The 18,218-nt window shown below is 71.3% G+C and carries 13 protein-coding genes and 1 pseudogene; 11 read left to right on the top strand and 3 right to left on the bottom strand.

Annotation, left to right across the window (positions count from 1 at the left end):
* The first annotated feature begins 7 nt into the window (after positions 1–7).
* Positions 8–184, top strand: a complete 177-nt coding sequence (locus OG371_RS07835; RefSeq protein WP_329067056.1) for a toxin-antitoxin system HicB family antitoxin — start codon at positions 8–10, stop codon at positions 182–184.
* 221 nt (positions 185–405) lie between these two features.
* Here the strand turns inward: OG371_RS07835 and OG371_RS07830 are convergent, their stop codons facing one another.
* Positions 406–1,398: a hypothetical protein gene (locus tag OG371_RS07830; protein WP_329067054.1), complete on the bottom strand. Its 993-nt coding sequence runs from the start codon at positions 1,396–1,398 to the stop codon at positions 406–408.
* 386 nt (positions 1,399–1,784) lie between these two features.
* Here OG371_RS07830 and OG371_RS07825 point away from each other — a divergent pair, with 386 nt between their 5' ends.
* Both OG371_RS07825 and OG371_RS07820 read left to right on the top strand, forming a co-directional pair.
* Entirely contained in the window at positions 1,785–2,162 is a 378-nt protein-coding gene (locus OG371_RS07825) for a hypothetical protein (RefSeq protein WP_329067052.1), read from the top strand.
* 84 nt (positions 2,163–2,246) lie between these two features.
* Positions 2,247–2,888 (top strand): dTMP kinase, encoded by a 642-nt coding sequence (locus OG371_RS07820; RefSeq protein WP_329067050.1) that lies wholly within the window; start codon positions 2,247–2,249, stop codon positions 2,886–2,888.
* A 7-nt stretch (positions 2,889–2,895) separates the two neighbouring features.
* Here OG371_RS07820 and OG371_RS07815 read toward each other — a convergent pair whose 3' ends face one another.
* Entirely contained in the window at positions 2,896–5,328 is a 2,433-nt protein-coding gene (locus OG371_RS07815; RefSeq protein WP_329067048.1) for a GcvT family protein, read from the bottom strand.
* 240 nt (positions 5,329–5,568) lie between these two features.
* Positions 5,569–6,354 (bottom strand): IclR family transcriptional regulator, encoded by a 786-nt coding sequence (locus OG371_RS07810; RefSeq protein ID WP_329067046.1) that lies wholly within the window; start codon positions 6,352–6,354, stop codon positions 5,569–5,571.
* Positions 6,355–6,523: 169 nt separating this feature from the next.
* Here OG371_RS07810 and OG371_RS07805 point away from each other — a divergent pair, with 169 nt between their 5' ends.
* From OG371_RS07805 to OG371_RS07770, 8 genes and pseudogenes are all read left to right on the top strand, one after another.
* On the top strand, positions 6,524–6,856 hold the full coding sequence (locus OG371_RS07805) for a bifunctional 3-phenylpropionate/cinnamic acid dioxygenase ferredoxin subunit (RefSeq protein WP_329067044.1): 333 nt from the start codon (positions 6,524–6,526) through the stop codon (positions 6,854–6,856).
* A gap of 122 nt (positions 6,857–6,978) precedes the next feature.
* Positions 6,979–7,656 (top strand): MtrAB system response regulator MtrA, encoded by a 678-nt coding sequence (mtrA, locus tag OG371_RS07800; protein WP_005150760.1) that lies wholly within the window; start codon positions 6,979–6,981, stop codon positions 7,654–7,656.
* Between the two features lie 7 nt (positions 7,657–7,663).
* On the top strand, positions 7,664–9,442 hold the full coding sequence (mtrB, locus tag OG371_RS07795) for an MtrAB system histidine kinase MtrB (RefSeq protein ID WP_329067042.1): 1,779 nt from the start codon (positions 7,664–7,666) through the stop codon (positions 9,440–9,442).
* Positions 9,439–11,187 (top strand): LpqB family beta-propeller domain-containing protein, encoded by a 1,749-nt coding sequence (locus OG371_RS07790; RefSeq protein WP_329067040.1) that lies wholly within the window; start codon positions 9,439–9,441, stop codon positions 11,185–11,187. Before mtrB ends, OG371_RS07790 begins: the two co-directional genes overlap by 4 nt.
* A gap of 600 nt (positions 11,188–11,787) precedes the next feature.
* Positions 11,788–12,102 carry a hypothetical protein gene (locus OG371_RS07785; RefSeq protein ID WP_329067038.1) on the top strand — a complete coding sequence of 105 codons (315 nt, stop codon included), beginning with the start codon at positions 11,788–11,790 and terminating at the stop codon, positions 12,100–12,102.
* Positions 12,103–12,643: 541 nt separating this feature from the next.
* Positions 12,644–13,333 (top strand): ribosome hibernation-promoting factor, HPF/YfiA family, encoded by a 690-nt coding sequence (hpf, locus tag OG371_RS07780; protein WP_329067036.1) that lies wholly within the window; start codon positions 12,644–12,646, stop codon positions 13,331–13,333.
* 237 nt (positions 13,334–13,570) lie between these two features.
* A pseudogene (gene secA, locus OG371_RS07775) lies at positions 13,571–16,130 on the top strand (preprotein translocase subunit SecA); the annotation flags it as partial.
* 444 nt (positions 16,131–16,574) lie between these two features.
* Positions 16,575–17,801, top strand: a complete 1,227-nt coding sequence (locus OG371_RS07770) for a cytochrome P450 (RefSeq protein WP_329067032.1) — start codon at positions 16,575–16,577, stop codon at positions 17,799–17,801.
* Positions 17,802–18,218 lie beyond the last annotated feature (417 nt).

Raw genomic sequence — 18,218 nt, 5'->3', positions numbered from 1 at the left:
TGGCGGCATGAAGCGGATGATGACCCGGATCGACGACGAACTGCACACACTGCTGAAGGCGAAGGCCAAGACGGATGGGTGCAGCATGAACGCCCTGGTCGTCGAGGTGCTGCAAGCTGTCGCCGACAGGCCGGACGGAACTGCCCGGCGGCAGCCGGGGGTCAACGGCTTCGACCTGCCCTGACGCCGGACGGGTGTTGGCGGGAAGCCGGTTCGGCACGGCGCCGGTGGAAACACCGTGGCCGCAGTTCCAAGCGAACCGGCCGGATCCGCGGACGCCTCGGCCGTCCTCGACCAGAGCCCGTCAAGGCCTCCTTGCCCGCGTCCGACGCGGGTAAGGAGGCCTTGACGGCGAGCGTTTTCAGGCGCCAGGCCCGGTCCGCACCTTCGCGGGAAGCCGTCGCCTCAGTTCCACTCCACCGCGATCCCGGCCAGTCCGGGCCCGGGGTCGCGGAAGTAGCCGCTGGTCACGCCGCCCGTGTCGCACGGGAGTTCTTCGGTTTCGACGGGGATGGCGTCGTCGCGGGCGCGGATTTCGCGGGTGCAGCGGGCGGGCATGGCCTCGGCCGCGAATTGCATCTGCAGCAGGTAGCTGGAGCACTGGTCGCGCAGCATGCGGTAGTAGCCGGGGCAGACCGCGCCCGAGTCGTCGCGCATTTCGAAGCAGAAGACGTGGACGTCGCCCTCGCCGAGTTTGCGGTCGAAGAGCAGTTCGGTCGCCATGATCTCGCCGCCGGGGTGGCGCCGGATGCGCCCGACGCGGCAGCCTTCCGCGGTGATGATCTCGACGTCGTCGATGCGGCAGCCCGGATCGCCGCTGTACACGGTCACGTAGCGGTCTGGACCATGCCGCCGCGCGCGCACGACGAGGCGCGTCCGGATGCTCACCTGCCGCCGTTCGGCGTCCAGCGTGATGGTGTCGTGCACCGACAGTAGTTCGAGGTCGGCGTTCGAGTGGCTGGCCGACGGCAGCACGCCCAGGTCGGTGAGCAGCTTGTCGACGATCGAACCGACGTCGCCCGAGCGCAGGTCGTAGAACGACACCGCGGCCTGGTGCCCGCGCGGGCGCGCCGAGCGCGGGCCGATCAGCACCACCAGCGAGTCGGCGGGCAGTTGCAGCACCGATTCCAGCGCGCGGACGGCCGGCAGCGCCTTGGGCACTTCGGGCTGGCGCAGACCGCGCTGCCAATAGCTGAGCGTCGACTGTCCGATTTGGACACCCCGGAGCGCGAGGTGGGCCCGCAGCCGGGCCAGCGACAGGCCGCGGTGGCCGATGGCGAGCCTCAGCACCAGGTGGAATTCCCCGGTCCGCAGCGCGTCGGCCAGCTCGGTCGGCAGGTCGTTCGCGCCCCGCCGGGCAGGTTCGATGATCAGTGGACCTTCCCTGTCTTGTGCCACCGCTTGTCCCTTCACCCGACCAGTGTCTGCGCTGGGCGTGAACACCGCGGAACGTTCACGTTAGCAGCGCACGGTAGTCGGTCCGACCCCCGTTTGGGGTGGTTGGCCACGGAAGGGTGCCCGTTCCGTGTTCCACAACAACCCCGGAACACCCTGATCACCGGAAGAGCACCTTGCTCTCGGTCACCGCACTGTTCACCGTTGTGACGACCGATGGCCGGGTTCGTGACGTGCGGCGAAAGGGGTCCGTGGCGGTGATGTCGATACGGATTCGTTCCGCCGGCGTCCACTCAGGACGTGCTCTGCAGTCGGAGGACACCGGGCTTCACCTGGACGCACGCACTCACCGGGACGGCGCGATCAGCCGCCGCCTCCTGGTGCTCGTGGTGCTTGCGGGCTTGGCGTTGCTGGCGACGGCACCGGGCGCGGGCGCGGCGCAGCCCGCCGGAGTCAGCAACGCCGACCTCGCCCGGGCGCGCACCGCCGCCGCCGGGCTCGCGTTGTCGTCCGGCGCCCTGCTGATGCGCGGCCACCGCGCCGTCCTCACCGGCTACCGGCACACGGTCTCCGCCCAGGACGCCGACAAGCTCGCGGGCCCGTACAGCTACAGCCTCGTGAGCAACGTCCTGCCCCGCGACGGCGACAACCGCGGCCAGGCGCCGCCGGCCCACGACGACGCGTGGATCGCCTTGGTCATCCTCGCCGGCCTGCTGGTCATGAGCGGCGCGGGATACCTGGTGTACGCGCGCCGCGAGGCCGCCTAGACGGACCGCCGGCCCGGCGGTGCCGTCCCTCCCGCCGGGCCGCCGGTCGACCATCCCCGGCCCCGCCCCGTTACGCTGGGCGGCGTGGGGCGACTGGTCGTGATCGAAGGTCTGGACGGTGCGGGCAAGCGCACCCTGGCGGACGGGCTGACCGCTGCCCTCGGCGAAATCGGGGCGAGCGTCGCGACTCTCGCTTTCCCGCGTTACGGCCGCAGCGTCCACGCCGACCTCGTGCGTGAAGCCCTGCATCGCGGCCACGGCGACCTCGCCGACTCGGTGTACGGCATGGCCATGCTGTACGCGCTGGACCGCAGCGGCGCCGCCGACGAAATCCGGGCGTTGCAGGCGGAGCACGACGTGGTGCTGCTCGACCGTTACGTCGCCTCGAATGCCGCGTACGCCGCCGCGCGCCTGCGTCAGTCCGCCGACGGCGAAGTGGTGCAGTGGGTGTGGGACCTGGAGATCGGCCGGTTCGCGCTGCCGCGCCCGGACGCGCACCTGCTCCTGCGCGTGGCCCCCGAAGTCGCCGCCGAACGCGCGGTCCGCCGCGCCGCGACGGAAGCCGACCGTGCCCGCGACGCCTTCGAGTCCGACGACGCCCTGCAGCAACGGTGCGCCGCCGTGTACGACGAGCTGGCCGCTTCGGGCTGGCTCGCGCCGTGGCACGTCCTCGACGGTGTCGCCGGGGTGGACCTGCCGACGCTCGCGAAGTCCCTGCTCGCCTGAGCCGGCGTTACGCGGCGCTCCTCAACCGCGTCTTGCCCACGTCGAACAGCGGCTCGACGGCCACCACGGCGGGGACTTTCGCGCCGAAGTACTCGATCTCCACGGGCGTCCCGGGTCTGGTGTACTCCACCGGAAGCCAGGCGTACGCGATGTTCTTGCCGACCGTGTACCCGTACGCGGCGCTGGTGACGTACCCCGTGGGCCGCCCCTCGGCGTACACCGGTTCCTTGCCCAGCACCACGGCCTGCGGATCGTCGACGGTCAGGCAGGTCAGCTTCCGGCTGACAGTCGCCTCGGACCGGCCGCGCAGCGCGTCGCGGCCGAGGAAGTAGCCCTTGTCCATCCGCACCGCGAAGCCCAGCCCGGCCTCGAACGGGTCGTGCTCGGCGGTGACGTCCGCGCCCCACGAGCGGTAGCCCTTCTCCAGCCGCATGCTCGAGACGGCCTCGCGCCCGGCGGCGATCACCCCGTGCGGCTGCCCGGCCTCCCACAGCGTGTCCCACAGCCGGCGGCCCAGGTCCGCGGTGGTGTACAGCTCCCAGCCCAGTTCGCCCACAGTGGACAGTCGCAGCGCGATCACCGGGACGTTGCCGACATACGCGCGCCGGGCCCGGAAGTAGCCCATCCCGGCGTGCGAGAAGTCCGTTGTGGACAGTGGTTGCAGCACCTGCCGGGCGAGCGGGCCCCACAGGCCGATGCCGCAGGTGCCGGCGGTGGTCTCGTGGACCTGCACCGCGCCGTCGCCGGGCAGGTGGCGGCGCAGCCAGTCGACGTCGAGGCAGCCGTTCACGCCCACCTGGAACCGCTCGGCCCCGAGCCGCGCGACGGTGAGGTCGCTGCGCACGCCGCCGTGCTCGCCCAGCAGCAGCGTGTACGTCACCGTGCCGGGCGGCTTGTCGAGCTGGTTCGTGGTCATCGCCTGCAGGAACGGCAGCGCGCCGGGCCCGGTCACCTCCAGCCGTCGCACCGGGGTCAGGTCGAACATCGCCACCCGCTTGCGCGCCACCAGCGCTTCGGCGCCGCCGACCGGGGACCAGTAGCGGGAGGCCCAGCCGCCGCGGGCCGGCACCTGAGCGACCTCCGGCAGGTTCTCGTTCGCGCCGAACCACTGCGGCCGCTCCCAGCCGCCGGACTCCAGGAAGTACGCGCCCAGCCCGGTGTGCCGCTCGTAGAACGGCGACGTGCGCAGCGGCCGCGGCTGCTCGGCCGGCTGCCGGGGATGGATGATGTCGCAGACCTCGACGAAGCTGCGCAGGCATCGCTCGCGCACGTGGTCCGGCGCCAGCTGCACCTGCTCGAACCGCGCGAGGTCGCTCGCGTGCAGGTCGAGCTGCGGCTGCCCGTCGACCAGCCAGCGCGCCACCTCCCTGGCGACGCCCGCGGAGTGCGTGACCGAGGCGGCCTCGGCCAGCCAGAAGCCGTCGAGGTCCGGGTGCTCGCCGAGCAGCGGCATCCCGTCCGGGGTGACGGGGAACTGGCCGTTGACGCCGTCCTCCACCTTGGCCTCTCCCAGTACCGGCATCAGGTCCACGGCGGCGGCCCACGCGTCCTCGAAGCCGGCCGGGGTGAAGGCGGCGCCCGGCTGTCCCGGATCCGCCGCGCCGGCGGGCATCGCGCGGTGCCCGTACGAGCCGATGCCGAGCCGGTCGACGTGCTCGCGGAAGTACAGGCCGGCGTCCGGGTGGCGCAGGATCGGCTTGCCCGCCTCGGTGAAGTCGTCGTTGTCGCCGGCCAGCACGGCCAGCGGTGTGGTGCGGGCGTACGGGTGCGCCATCGGCACCAGCGGCACGGTGAGGTCCACCAGCCGGCCGACCTGCGGCGCCCGGATCCCGGCGCACGAGACCACCACGTCGGCGCGGAAGCGATCGGTCTCGGTGACCACGCCGGTGACCCGCCCGGCGTGCCGCTCGATGCCCGTGACTCGTTGGTGGGCAAGGAACTTCGCCCCGCGGTCCCGGGCGCGGCGGGCCTGCGCCTCGGCCGCGTGCAGCGGCTTCGCCAGCCCGTCGCCGGGGATGTGGAGCCCGCCCAGCACCTTCGCCGCGTCGAGCAGCGGGTGCAGTTCGGCGCATTCGCCCGGCTCACGCAGGTAGCTCCGCACGCCGGACGCGGTGGCCCAGCCGTGCCGCCGCTTCAGGTCCGCGAGCCGCTCCGGCGTGGTCGCCACCTCGAGGCCGCCGACGGGCTGGAAGCACCACTTCCCGGCCAGCGTGAGCGAGCTGTACTTCGCGACGGTGTACTTGGCGAACTCGGTCAGCGTGCGATCCGCGCCGGTCTGGAACACCAGCCCTGGCGACTGCGGCGTGGACCCGCCGGCGGCGAAGAGGCTGTTCTGCTCCAGCACGGTGACGTCGGTCCAGCCGCGCTCGGTCAGCTCGTCGGCCAGCGCGCAGCCGGCCAGCCCGGCGCCGATGACGACCACTCGCGGTCGGGCTGCCATCGCGGGTACCTCCTGCCTGCCGGGGGCGTCCGCGGCGGACGCGCCGGCTCGGGGTGAGACAGGCATGCCGAACGACCCGCCGGCAGCGGGCGAGGTTGCGGATGGGGGATGGTGTTCCGTCTTCTGCAACAAAGTGCGGGATCGCGGGCACGCTGTCAAGACCGCGCGAGGATGCGGTTTTCGCACTTGTCCTCAGGCCGCTCGTGCGCGTAATGCGGCGGTAACTCGACGGAGCCGCAGTCAGCTCGCGAAGTAGCCGAGCTGGGCCGAAAGTTCTTGCGCCGCTTCGGACATCGGCCGGACAATCTGCCGTATCCGCTGCTTCGAAAGGCGATAGGACGGCCCGGACGCGCTCATCGCCGCGACGACCTCGCCGCCGGGGCCGTGGATCGGCACCGCGACCGCGTGCATGCCGAGTTCGAATTCCTCGAAGCAGGCCGCGTAGCCGTCCTCGGCGACGCGCTCCAGCTCGTGGTCCAGCTCCTCGGCGTCCACCGTGGTGCGCGGGGTGTACGGCTCCAGGTCGTGGCCCAGCACGCGCTTGCGGTCCGGCTCGCCCATGTACGCCAGCAGGACCTTGCCGCTGGACGTCGCGTGCAGCGGGGTCCGCTGGCCGGTCCAGTTCTGCGTGGTGATGGCGGCCGCGCCGCGGGCCTGGCTGATGTTGATGGCCACGCCGTCGTCGGCGATCGCGATGTTCACCGTCTCGCCCAGCTCCTCGGCGAGCGACTGGCAGGTCTGGCGGCCGAGCTTCGCGATGTCCATCCGGCCGGTGGCCGCGCCGGCCAGCCGGACGATGCCGAAGCCGATCGCGTACTTGCCGCGTTCGCCCAGCTGCTCGACCAGGCCGTGCGACTCCAGGACACTGAGCAGCCGGGACGCGGTCGACTTGTGCACCCCCAGCTCGCCGGCGATCTCGGTGATCCCCGACTCGCCGTTGCGCGCCAGCAGTTCCAGCACGTTGATCGCGCGGTCGACCGACTGAACTTGACTTCCCGTTGCGTTGCCCGAGTCCTGGTTCCGCATGGCGCAACACTAACCGCTGGCTGTGGATCTGTTCGGCTGAGCGGGCGAATCCCTTGACGACGGGGGTGCGTAACCCGGATTGTTGCGCACAGTACGACCTGTCTCGCAATACGCAACAAGCTGCCGAACCGTCTTCGGTTCCCGTGACCCGTTTCCCGAAAGGCCCCTGATGATCCGCGCCTGCGCCGCCGCCGACCTGCCCGAAGGCGAAGCGCTCCGCCTCGACGGTCCCGTCCCGATCTCGATCTTCCACACCGAAGACGGCTTCTACGCCATCGACGACACCTGCACGCACCAGGACGCGTCGCTGGCCGACGGCTGGCTCGAAGGCTGCTTCGTGGAGTGCCCGCTGCACGCCGCGCTGTTCGACCTCCGCACCGGCATGCCGAGCTGCCTGCCTGCGAAGAACCCCGTGCGCACGTACACGGTCGTCGTCACCGAAGGCGTGGTCTACGTCGACGCGCCGGTGCCCGCCGTGGCCGGTGTCGAGGACGTCGCCTGAGTCGTTCCGGACCGGCCGCACGCGTCCGGATGGAGCAATGGGGTGCCCCGATCTTGATCTTTCTGGTGGTCAAACGCGCGGGTCGTGCCCGGGCCCGTGCGAACTAGTGCGAACATGTGCTCATGAAGGCACGTGTCTTGGTGGTCGACGACGACCCCGCGCTCGCGGAGATGCTCACCATCGTGCTCCGCGGCGAGGGGTTCGACACCGCGGTGGTCGCGGACGGTTCGAGGGCGCTGCCGGCGCTGCGGGAGCTGAAGCCGGACCTCGTCCTGCTCGACCTCATGCTGCCCGGCATGAACGGCATCGACGTCTGCAAGGCGATCCGCGCGGAGTCCGGCGTGCCCATCGTCATGCTGACCGCCAAGAGCGACACGGTGGACATCGTGCTGGGCCTGGAGTCCGGCGCCGACGACTACGTGGTCAAGCCGTTCAAGCCGAAGGAGCTCGTCGCCCGGGTCCGCGCCCGGATGCGCCGCACCGAGGCCGAGCCCGCCGAGTCGCTGACCATCGGCGACCTGGCGATCGACGTGCCCGGCCACGAGGTCACCCGCGAGGGCAAGGCCATCCCGCTCACCCCGCTGGAGTTCGACCTGCTGGTGGCGCTGGCCCGCAAGCCGCGCCAGGTGTTCACCCGCGAGGTGCTGCTGGAGCAGGTCTGGGGCTACCGGCACGCGGCCGACACCCGCCTGGTCAACGTGCACGTCCAGCGCCTGCGGTCGAAGGTCGAGAAGGACCCGGAGCACCCCGAGGTGGTGTTGACGGTGCGCGGCGTCGGGTACAAGGCCGGCCCGCCGTGATCGGGCGATGACGGCGGAACCCCGCACCGAACCAACGGAACCGGACACCCCGCGTGCCCCGAAGGCGGGACGGCTGCGTGCCTCCGCCCGCGCCACGGCACGCCTCGTCCGGCGCGTCGTGGTTTCCGCGCGCCGCCGGGCCGTCGGGCTGAACGACCTGTGGCGCCACTCGCTGCAGTTCCGCGTCACGATCTCGACGCTCGCGCTGTCCTCGGCCGTGGTCTTCGTGCTGGGCATGGTGCTGCAGAACCAGATCACCGAGCGGCTGCTGGACACCAAGCGGCACGCGGCGATCGAGCAGACCCAGAACCTGGCCGACACGGCCGCGCGCGAGCTGGTCGGGGTCGGCGGCGAGTCGCCGGACGCGCTGCACACGCGGCTGGAGAACGCGCTCAAGAAGATCTCCACCACCTCCGCCTCGCCCGCGGGCTCGACCGCGGGCACGTTCGAGCCGGTGCTGGCCAGCGCCGCGCCCGACCAGTCCGACAAGGACACGGTGTTCGCCGGGCCGTTCAACTCGGTGCCGGTGGGGCTGCGCCAGTTCGTGGAGGGCAACCACCTGGCCCGGCTGGAGCACACCGTCGACACCGGCGGCGGGCCTACCACGTACCTGATCGTCGGCACGCCGCTCAACTCGGTGGCCACCCCGTTGCAGCTGTACCTGCTGTTCCCGCTGACCAGTGAGCAGAACACCGTCTCGACCGTGCAGAACACGCTGCTGGTCGGCGGGCTGGTGCTGCTGATCCTGCTGGCCGGCATCACGAACCTGGTGGTCCGGCAGGTGGTGCGGCCGGTCCGCGAGGCCGCCGCCGCGGCCGAGCAGTTCGCCGGCGGCGACCTCGACCAGCGGCTCGCCGCGGTCGGCGAGGACGACCTGGCGAAGCTCGCCGTGTCCTACAACGGCATGGCCGCGAGCATCCAGGGCCAGATCCGCCAGCTCGAGGAGTTCGGCGGCCTGCAGCGCCGGTTCACCTCAGACGTCTCGCACGAGCTGCGCACGCCGTTGACCACCGTCCGGATGGCCGCCGACGTGCTGCACGCCTCGCGTGAGCAGTTCCCGGCCGGCCTCGCGCGCTCCACCGAGCTGCTGGTGGACGAGCTGGACCGGTTCGAGGCGCTGCTCGGCGACCTGCTGGAGATCAGCCGGCTGGACGCCGGGGTCGAGGAGCTTTCGGCCGAGCTGATCGACGTCCGGCCGATCGCCACTCGCGCCGTCGAGCAGGTCCGCGTGATCGCGGGCACGGCGGGTAGCACGGTGGAGCTGGTCCTGCCCGAGGAAGACGCCGCGGCGGAGGTCGACGCGCGGCGCGTGGAGCGCATTCTGCGGAACCTGCTGGCCAACGCCGTCGACCACAGCGAGGGGAAGCCGGTGGTGCTGACCGTCGGGGTGAACGAGACGGCGGTGGCCATCACCGTCCGGGACCACGGCGTCGGCCTGCGCGCCGGCGAGGCCGACCTGGTGTTCAACCGGTTCTGGCGGGCCGACCCGTCGCGCAACCGGCGCACCGGCGGCACCGGGCTCGGCCTGGCCATCAGCCAGGAGGACGCCCGGCTGCACGGCGGCGCGCTGGAGGCCTGGGGCGAACCCGGCTACGGCGCCTGCTTCCGCCTGCTGCTGCCGCGCCGCCAGGACGTGCCGGTCGGGCCCGCCGACAGCCCGTTGCCGCTGCCGCCACCGGACCACGTGCCGGCCGTGCCGGTGCTGCCCGCGGTGCTGGAGGTCCAGCCCGCGCCCGAGGCGATCCTGGCCGACTCCGGCGCCGACCGCGAGGAGGTCGGCCGGTGAAGCGCGTCCTGCTCGTCCTGCTCAGCGTGCTGGTCGTGGCCGGCTGCGCGAACGTCCCGCTCGAGTCCCAGCCCGTGGCCGTCTCCGACGACCGCCCCTCGCCGCAAGGGAACGACGCGCCCGAGCCGGCGAAGGACATCGACCCGCTGACGCTGGTGCGGAACTTCGTGCTCGCCAGCGGCGACCCGCGGTCGAGCAACGCGGCCGCCCGGGCGTACCTCGACGACCAGCAGCGCAGCGCCTGGAAGCCCAGCCGCTCGATGACGATCATCGACAACATCTTCGGCACCAACTTCGACACCCAGGCGGCCCCGCCGTCCACCGGGCCCGCGCGGGACCCGAACGTGCGCGAGGTGGTCCTGCGCGGGTCCGTGCTCGGCACGATGAGCGCGGACAGCGCGTTCATCCCCGGCTCCGGCCCGACGGAGCAGCGGGTCGAGGTCCGCAAGCAGGCGGACGGGCAGTGGCGGATCTCCGTCCCGCCGTCGGCGCTGCTGGTGACCGACGACGACTTCGAGGCCAACTACAACCGGGTCGCGGTGAGCTTCTACTCGACGGACTCGGGGACTTTCGTGCCGGATCTGCGCTACGTCGCGGCGGCGCCCCAGTCCGGGCTGCCCGGGCGCGTGATGGACCTGATCCTGCAGGGCCCGTCGGCCGGGCTGGCCGGCGCGGTGAAGAACCTGCTCGGCGACCAGGTCTCGCTCGAGACGAACGTGAAGAACAACGACGACGGCTCGCTGATGGTGCAGCTGTCCGGCCTCACCGGGGCCAGCCCGGAGACGCGCGCGCTGATCGCCGCGCAGATCGTCCTGTCGATGCAGACTGTCACGTCCACGCGCATCCGGCTGCTCGCCGACGGCATGCCGCTGGTGCGCGACCACGAGTACTGGCGAAGCAGCGACGTACCCGCGTACAGCGCCGCTTCGTCGCCCAACTCGGGCCTCACAGGCCTGATGACGGCCGGCGGCCGCATCCGCTCGCTCGGCGACGGCGCGCCCATCGAGGGGGCCGCGGGCAACGGCGCGTACAACGTCGTCAACGCCGCCCAGTCCATCGACGGCAAGCGCCTCGCGGTGGTGGAGCGCGACGGCGGGCAGGTGCGCCTGCGGATCGGCGACATGGGCCGGGACCTGCCGCTGGCCGATCTCACCGGCGGCACCCTGAGCCGTCCGACCTGGCGCCCGGCACCGGCCGGCGCGGGTCCGTCGGGCGAGGTCTGGACGGTGGTGGACCGCTCGACGGTCGCCCGCATGGTCCTCGACCCGACCGGCCACTGGCTGCGCCAGAGCGTGAACGCGAACGACGTGCTGGCCCTCGGCCAGATCGACGGCCTGCGCCTTTCCCGCGACGGCGCCCGCGTGGCCGCCATCGTGAACGGCCAGCTCGTCGTGGCGGCCGTGGTCCGCAGCGCCGACACGGTGACCCTGCGCGAGCCGCGGGTCCTGCAGCCGGGCGTCCTGTCCGACGTCGTGGACGTCGACTGGGGCTCGACCGCGGACTCGCTGGTGGTGGTCACCTCGTCGTCCTCCCAGCCGGTCCAGCGCGTCACGCTGGACGGGCGGCGGATGGACGCGTTCAACAGCTCGAACCTGACGGCGCCGGTCCGAGCCGTCACCTCCGCCCCGAGCCGCCCGATCGTCGTCGCGGACGCCGGTGGCCTGTGGAACGCCACGGAACTGGGCGAGGTCTGGCGCCCCCAGCCCCACTCGATGCCGGACGCGGAGCCGTTCTACCCGGGCTGACGGTTCGGGGCTCGTGAGTGGCTACGCCGGTTCTAACCGTCATAGGCACTCACGAGCCGGAAACTGTCGGTGCCCGGGTGCACACTGCGGGTCATGGTTCTCGATCTGCTCATCCCGGCCCGCTGCGCCGGTTGTGGTGTCCGTGGTGCCCCGTGCTGTGCGACGTGTTCGCAGGTGTGGGGGTCGCTCACGGAGGTGGTCCGCCCCCCGCTGACGGGTGTCGTCCGCGCGTACGCCCTGGCCCGCCACCAGGGCGCGGCCCGGCGAATCCTGATCGCGTACAAGGAGCGAGGCCGCCGTGACCTGGCCCCGTTCCTCGGCCGGGCGATCGCTGCCGCCCTCCCCGCCCTGCCCGGCGGCGGCCTCAGCCCCGGCCGCGCGAGTTCGAGCCGCGCAAGCCCCAGCCCCACCGGCTCGGGCCTCGGCTACTCGAATCCGGACCGGCACTCGAATCCAGCTCGGCCGGGTCCAGTTGCCGCGGCGTCGGCCTCACCCGGCACACCCACGCGGTCCTGCACACAGTTCGCCACCTCGGACCCACTGTGCCTGGTTCCCGCGCCTAGCCGACGTTCGGCGTCGCGCGTTCGAGGCGGCCCGCACATGCTGCGGATCGCCGAGGCAGCCGCCCAGGAGCTGGCCTCAACAGAAACGAGCCCGCACGCCGAAGTCTTCGTCGCACCAGCACTGGAACTCAAAGCCACCCGCGACGCCGTAGGCCTGGGCCGGGCCGAGCGCGTCGCCAATCTGGCCGGGCGCCTCAGGTTCGTCCCGGACGGGCGGCCGCCGCCGGGATGCCGGGTCGTGGTGCTCGACGACATCGTCACCACCGGGGCCACCGCGGCCGCGTGCGTGGCCGCGTTGAAAAGTTCGGGCGTCGCCGTCGCGGCTGTGCTCACGCTGCTCGCTGCCGGGTGATGGGGGTGTCACCTACATGAGTGATGTCAAGCGGGAACGCGGCGTGGTCCCGGGCCGTTGTCGGGACATGAGGGTTCGTCGGGAAATCACTCCGGCAGCCGAGCACCCCACCGGGGTGGCGGCTGTGGCGGAGCGGGCCGTCACCCTCGGTCTCCGGGGTCCTGGACCATTGCGCCGTCCGCGTGAAATCGAGCGACACGCGCTCGGCCGTCCGGTACGGGATTTCGCCATGGGCACGGGGGTTTCGCTGCGCGCCGTGACGGGTTACCAGTCCGGGACATCCCCCGGCTCGGGGGCTGTTGCAAGCGGCGTGATGAAGCTAACGTGCACCGCTATCAGTAATTCCCGCAGGCAGGGAGGTATGCAGCCCATGTCCCTGGCGCCGGAGGCCTGCTGAGTCCGCGCTCGCGCAATCGCCACGAGACGTCGTGACCGGTTCCCGAGTTCTTCTCAGCCCGCCAGATCCGGGCTCCGTCCCCGCAGTACCGGCGCCGTGTAAACACACAACAGCTCGCAGTCATCTCAGCGAGGGAGGTCGTGTATGGACATCGTCGTTAAGGGCCGCAACGTGGAGGTGCCCGAGCACTATCGGGCACTCGTCAGCGAGAAGCTGGCCCGGCTCGAGCGCTACGACAAGAAGGTCATCCGCTACGAGGTCGAACTCTTCCATGAGCCCAACCGCCGGCAGGCCAAGAGCTGCCAGCGCGTCGAGATCACCGGGAAGGGCCGAGGCCCGGCCGTACGCGCTGAAGCGTGCGCAGCGGACTTCTACGCCGCGCTCGACTCCGCCGTCACCAAGCTGGAGAACCGGCTGAGGCGGACACACGACCGGCGGCGCGTGCACTACGGACGCAGCCGCCCGGAGTCGGTCGCCGAGGCGACCTCCGTGGCGATGGCCGGCGGATCCGACGCCGTCGCCCGTCCTGCCGCCGGTACGGCGGTGCTGGACGCCCCCGAGAGCGAAGCGGCCGAACCCATGGTGAACGGCTTCGCGGGCACCGGGGAGATTCCCCAGCAGAAGCGCTGGGAAGACGACGAACTGGGCCATCAGCCCGGCCGCGTCGTCCGCGAGAAGCAGCACGGCGCGGACCCGATGACGGTGGACCAGGCTCTCTACGAGATGGAGCTGGTCGGCCACGACTTCTACCTGTTCAACGACTCCGAGGCCGGCCGGCCGAGTGTCGTCTACCGGCGAAAGGGCTTCGACTACGGCGTGATCCGGCTCGGCTGAGCCCCTCCGATCACCTGTCCCGGATGGCCCGCACGCGCTCGCGTGCGGGCCATCCGCACGTCGAAGGTAGGGTGTCACCGGGGCTTTTCGTGGCCTTTGGCGAGCACGTGCGTGCACGGACCGCGCCGTGTTCCCTACGATGGGGTCAGACGACGGCGACGCACTCGGGCGCCGCCGTGCCCAGATTGCCCGGGACCGGCTCGGGTGCGATCGAGATCAGCTAGTGAGGTCGACCGGATGGTGCTGAACCGCCTGCTCCGCGCGGGTGAGGGCAAGATGGTGAAGCGGCTGCGCAACATCGCCGATCACATCAACACCCTCGAAGACGACGTGAAGGATCTGTCGGACGCCGAGCTGCGGGCCAAGACCGAGGAGTTCCGCGAGCGGAACGGCAAGGGAGAGTCGCTCGACGAGCTGCTGCCCGAGGCGTTCGCCGTGGCCCGGGAGGCCTCGAAGCGGGTGCTCGCCCAGCGGCCCTTCGACGTCCAGCTGATGGGCGCCGCGGCGCTGCACCTCGGCCAGGTCGCCGAGATGAAGACCGGTGAGGGCAAGACGCTCACCTGTGTCCTCGCGGCCTACCTGAACGCGATCTCCGGCAAGGGCGTGCACGTCGTCACGACCAACGACTACCTGGCCAAGCGCGACTCGGAGTGGATGGGCCGCATCCACCGTTTCCTCGGGCTCGAGGTCGGCGTGATCCTGGCGGAGCAGACGCCGCAGGAGCGGCACCGCATGTACAACGCCGACATCACGTACGGCACGAACAACGAGTTCGGCTTCGACTACCTGCGCGACAACATGACGTGGTCGCTCGACGAGTGCGTGCAGCGCGGGCACAACTTCGCGATCGTGGACGAGGTCGACTCGATCCTGATCGACGAGGCCCGGACGCCGCTGATCATCTCGGGCCCGGCGGACCAGTCGTCGCGGTGGTACATGGAGTTCGCCCGGCTGGCGCCGCTGATGCAGGGCATCGACACCACCACCATGGGCACGCGCGAGCGGACCGAAAAGGCCAACCTGATCAACTCGAAGTACCACTACGAGGTCGACGTCCGGAAGCGCACGGTCGCGGTGACCGAGACCGGCGTCCGCTTCGTCGAGGACCAGCTGGGCATCGAGAACCTGTACGAGGCCGCGAACACGCCGCTGGTCGGCTACCTGAACAACGCCCTCAAGGTGCAGGAGCTGTACCACAAGGACAAGGACTACATCGTCCGCGACGGCGAGGTCATGATCGTCGACGAGTTCACCGGCCGCATCCTGGTGGGCCGCCGCTACAACGAGGGCATGCACCAGGCGATCGAGGCCAAGGAGAAGGTCGAGATCAAGGCGGAGAACCAGACGCTCGCCACGATCACGCTGCAGAACTACTTCCGGCTGTACAAGAAGCTCGCGGGCATGACCGGTACCGCCGAGACCGAGGCCGCCGAGTTCCACCAGACCTACAAGCTGGGCGTGGTGCCGATCCCGACCAACCGGCCGATGGTCCGCGACGACCGCGCCGACCTGATCTACAAGACCGAGCAGGCCAAGTTCGAGGCCGTCGCCGAGGACATCGCCGAGCGGTACGAGAACGGCCAGCCGGTGCTGGTCGGCACCACCAGCGTCGAGAAGTCCGAGCACCTTTCGAAGCTGCTGCTGAAGCTTCAGGTCCCGCACGAGGTGCTGAACGCGAAGCACCACGACCGCGAGGCGCTGATCGTCGCCAGGGCCGGCAAGAAGGGCGCCATCACGGTCGCCACCAACATGGCCGGCCGCGGTACCGACATCGTGCTGGGCGGCAACCCGGACATCATCGCCGACCAGCAGCTGCGCGAGCGCGGCCTGGACCCGGTGGAGAACTCCGAGGAGTACGAGGCCGAGTGGCCGAAGGTGCTCGAGGAGATCAAGGAAGCGGCGAAGGACGAGGCCGACGAGGTCCGCGAGGCCGGCGGCCTGTACGTGCTGGGCACCGAGCGGCACGAGTCGCGCCGCATCGACAACCAGCTGCGTGGTCGCGCCGGCCGTCAGGGCGACCCGGGCGAGTCGCGGTTCTACCTCTCGCTCGGCGACGACCTGATGCGCCGGTTCAACGCCGTGATGGTGGAGCGCGTGATGACCACGATGCGCCTGCCGGACGAGGTGCCGATCGAGCACAAGATGGTCTCCAAGGCGATCCGGAGCGCGCAGACCCAGGTCGAGCAGCTCAACATGGAGACCCGCAAGAACGTCCTCAAGTACGACGAGGTGATGAACGAGCAGCGCAAGGTGATCTACGCCGAGCGTCACCGCGTGCTCGAGGGCGAGGACCTGCGCGAGCAGATCGAGCACATGCTGGTCGACGTCGTGAACGCCTATGTCGACGGCGCCACGGCCTCGGGTTACGCCGAGGACTGGGACCACGAGCAGCTGTGGACCGCGCTCAAGACGCTCTACCCGGTCCGGCTGGACTGGGACGAGCTGATGGAGGCCGACAGCGACCTCGACGCCGACGGCCTGCGCCAGGCGCTGATCGAGGACGCGCACAACGCGTACGACCGGCGTGAGGCTGAGATCGACGAGCTGGTCGGCGAGGAGGGCGCGATGCGCCGCCTCGAGCGCCAGGTGATGCTGACCGTGCTCGACCGCAAGTGGCGTGAGCACCTCTACGAGATGGACTATCTCAAGGAGGGCATCGGCATGCGGGCGCTCGCGCAGCGCGACCCGCTGATCGAGTACCAGCGCGAGGGCTTCGACATGTTCCGCGCGATGCTCGACTCGCTGAAGGAGGAGGCCGTCGGCTTCCTGTTCAACCTCCAGGTCGAGCGCGCCGAGCCGGAGCCCGCGGCCGACAGCGCCGCGTCGCTGCCCGCCGGGGTCACTTCCGCGACTGCCGCGGCGGCGTCTTCCTTCGGCAATGGCAACGGAAACGGCCAGGGCGACGGCCGCCACGCGCGTCCGACTCCGCCGCAGGCGCCGAGCACCGACACCGAGTCGGTGCCGTCCGCCTTGCGGGGCAAGGGAATCGGCGGCGGTGTCCAATCCGGACTGACGATGTCGGGCCCGTCCGAGGGCGGCGGCGTCGAGTCCCATTCGGACAGTGCCGAGAGCGATGACGACGCGGCGGGCGGCGGCAACACCCGCCGCGAGCGCCGGGCCGCGGAGCGCGCGCAGGCGAAGAAGGGCAAGAAGGGTCCGCGTCGCTGACCTTGCAGAACTGCGGGCCGTCCACATCGGACGGCCCGCGGCTTTTTCCGAGCTGGTTGAGGAGGGGACGCCAGTGACCACCGCGCCCGTGCGAGCGGATCCGCAGGAACTCACGGCGATGTTCGCGCCCGAGCACAAGGCGGATCCCTATCCGTTGTACGGGCGGTGGCGCGAGCGGTCGGCGGTCACCGAGCTGGCGCCGGGCTCGCTGGTGGTGAGCGGCTTGGCCGAGGCCACCGAGCTGGTGCGCGACCCGGCGTTCGGCCATCCCGAGCCGGAGCTGCTGGACCCGTCAGAGCGCGACGCCGACGAGCCGGTGGACGAAAACGGCCGGGTGGTACGGGCGTTCCTCGGCCTGAACCCGCCGGACCACACCCGGCTGCGACGGCTGGTGTCGAAGGCGTTCACGCCGCGCACGGTGGAGCGGCTGGCCCCCCGCATCGAGGCGATCGCCGACCGCCTGGTCACCGACTTGCTCGACGCGGGCGAGGGCGATCTGATGCCCGCGCTAGCGGCGCCGCTGCCGGTCGAGGTGATCAGCGAGATGCTGGGCGTCCCACTGGCCGACCGCGAGCGTTTCGCCGCTTGGTCCCACGCCATGGCGCGAGCGGTCGACCCGGATTTCCTGCTGTCGGAGGCCGACCGTACGGCGGCGGTGCGCGCCCGCCGCGAGTTCGTCGCGTATTTCCGGGATCTGGCGGCCGAACGCCGTCGCTCCCCGGGCCAGGACCTGCTGTCCGACTTGGTCACGGTCTCGGACGCGGGCGACAAGCTCAGCGAGGGCGAACTGCTCGTCACCCTGACGCTGCTGCTGGTCGCCGGCCACGAAACCACCACCAACCTGATCGGCAACGGCGTGCTGGCGTTGCTGCGTGCCCCGGCCGGCCTCGGCGCCCTGGGCCCCGCAGGCGAGCTGGCGGAGCCGGCCGTCGAAGAGGTACTGCGCTATGACTCGCCCGTGCAGCTCACTTCGCGCATAGCCTTGCGTGACACCTCTGTCGGCGGCTTCGAGGTGGACGAGGGATGGCAGGCGATCGTCCTGATCGGCGCAGCCAACCGCGACCCGGCCGGCCACCCGAACCCGGACCGCTTCGACCCATCCCGCGAACCCGGCCGCCACCTCGCGTTCGGCCAGGGCATCCACTTCTGCCTCGGCGCGCCGTTGGCCCGCTTGGAGGGCCGGATCGTCTTCCGCACGCTCGCGCGTCGGGTCCCTTCGCTCCGCCTCGCGGGCGCCCCGTCCTGGGGCCCGATGACCACTTTGCGCGGCCTCGCGAGCCTGCCGGTTTCGACCAGCTGACCGGTTTTTCAGGACCCCTGTCCCGATTCGCCTGCGGCGCGCTCGGCCGCAGCGACCCCGCCGCCCCGTCCCGACCGGCGAACGCGAGCCCTGGCTAGGCCCGGCTTTGGCCCGAACGCCCCTGCCCTCGGCGGCGAACGTGAGCCGTGCCTGGACCCGGGCTGGCGTGAACGGCCCCATGGCCCGGTGACGAGCGTGAGCCGAGCCGTGGCTGGACCCGCCTGCACACGAACGATCGGCCGCGCCCTCAGCTCAAGAGCCCGGCCGCCGCACCGATACGGCGGCCGGGCATCTCGCCCCTCAAGCGGGCCCGCCCAAGACCGCCTCAGGGCGGTTGGCCGCTGACGTGCTCAGGCCTCAGACTGATGTACCGGTGTGGCGGGCTGGACTGCCCGCTCGATACCGAGTCAGAAGGCC

This window comes from Amycolatopsis sp. NBC_01480 (assembly GCF_036227205.1).
GTDB lineage: Bacteria > Actinomycetota > Actinomycetes > Mycobacteriales > Pseudonocardiaceae > Amycolatopsis.
Note: the sequence above shows the minus strand (reverse complement) of the source record. Positions and strands in the feature narration are given on the sequence as shown.

Coding starts and splice junctions, on each gene's coding strand:
- OG371_RS07835 (WP_329067056.1), top strand. CDS start 8: ATGAAGCGGATGATGACCCGGATCGACGACGAACTGCACACACTGCTG.
- OG371_RS07815 (WP_329067048.1), bottom strand. CDS start 5,328: ATGGCAGCCCGACCGCGAGTGGTCGTCATCGGCGCCGGGCTGGCCGGC.
- OG371_RS07810 (WP_329067046.1), bottom strand. CDS start 6,354: ATGCGGAACCAGGACTCGGGCAACGCAACGGGAAGTCAAGTTCAGTCG.
- OG371_RS07805 (WP_329067044.1), top strand. CDS start 6,524: ATGATCCGCGCCTGCGCCGCCGCCGACCTGCCCGAAGGCGAAGCGCTC.
- mtrA (WP_005150760.1), top strand. CDS start 6,979: ATGAAGGCACGTGTCTTGGTGGTCGACGACGACCCCGCGCTCGCGGAG.
- mtrB (WP_329067042.1), top strand. CDS start 7,664: ATGACGGCGGAACCCCGCACCGAACCAACGGAACCGGACACCCCGCGT.
- OG371_RS07785 (WP_329067038.1), top strand. CDS start 11,788: ATGCTGCGGATCGCCGAGGCAGCCGCCCAGGAGCTGGCCTCAACAGAA.
- hpf (WP_329067036.1), top strand. CDS start 12,644: ATGGACATCGTCGTTAAGGGCCGCAACGTGGAGGTGCCCGAGCACTAT.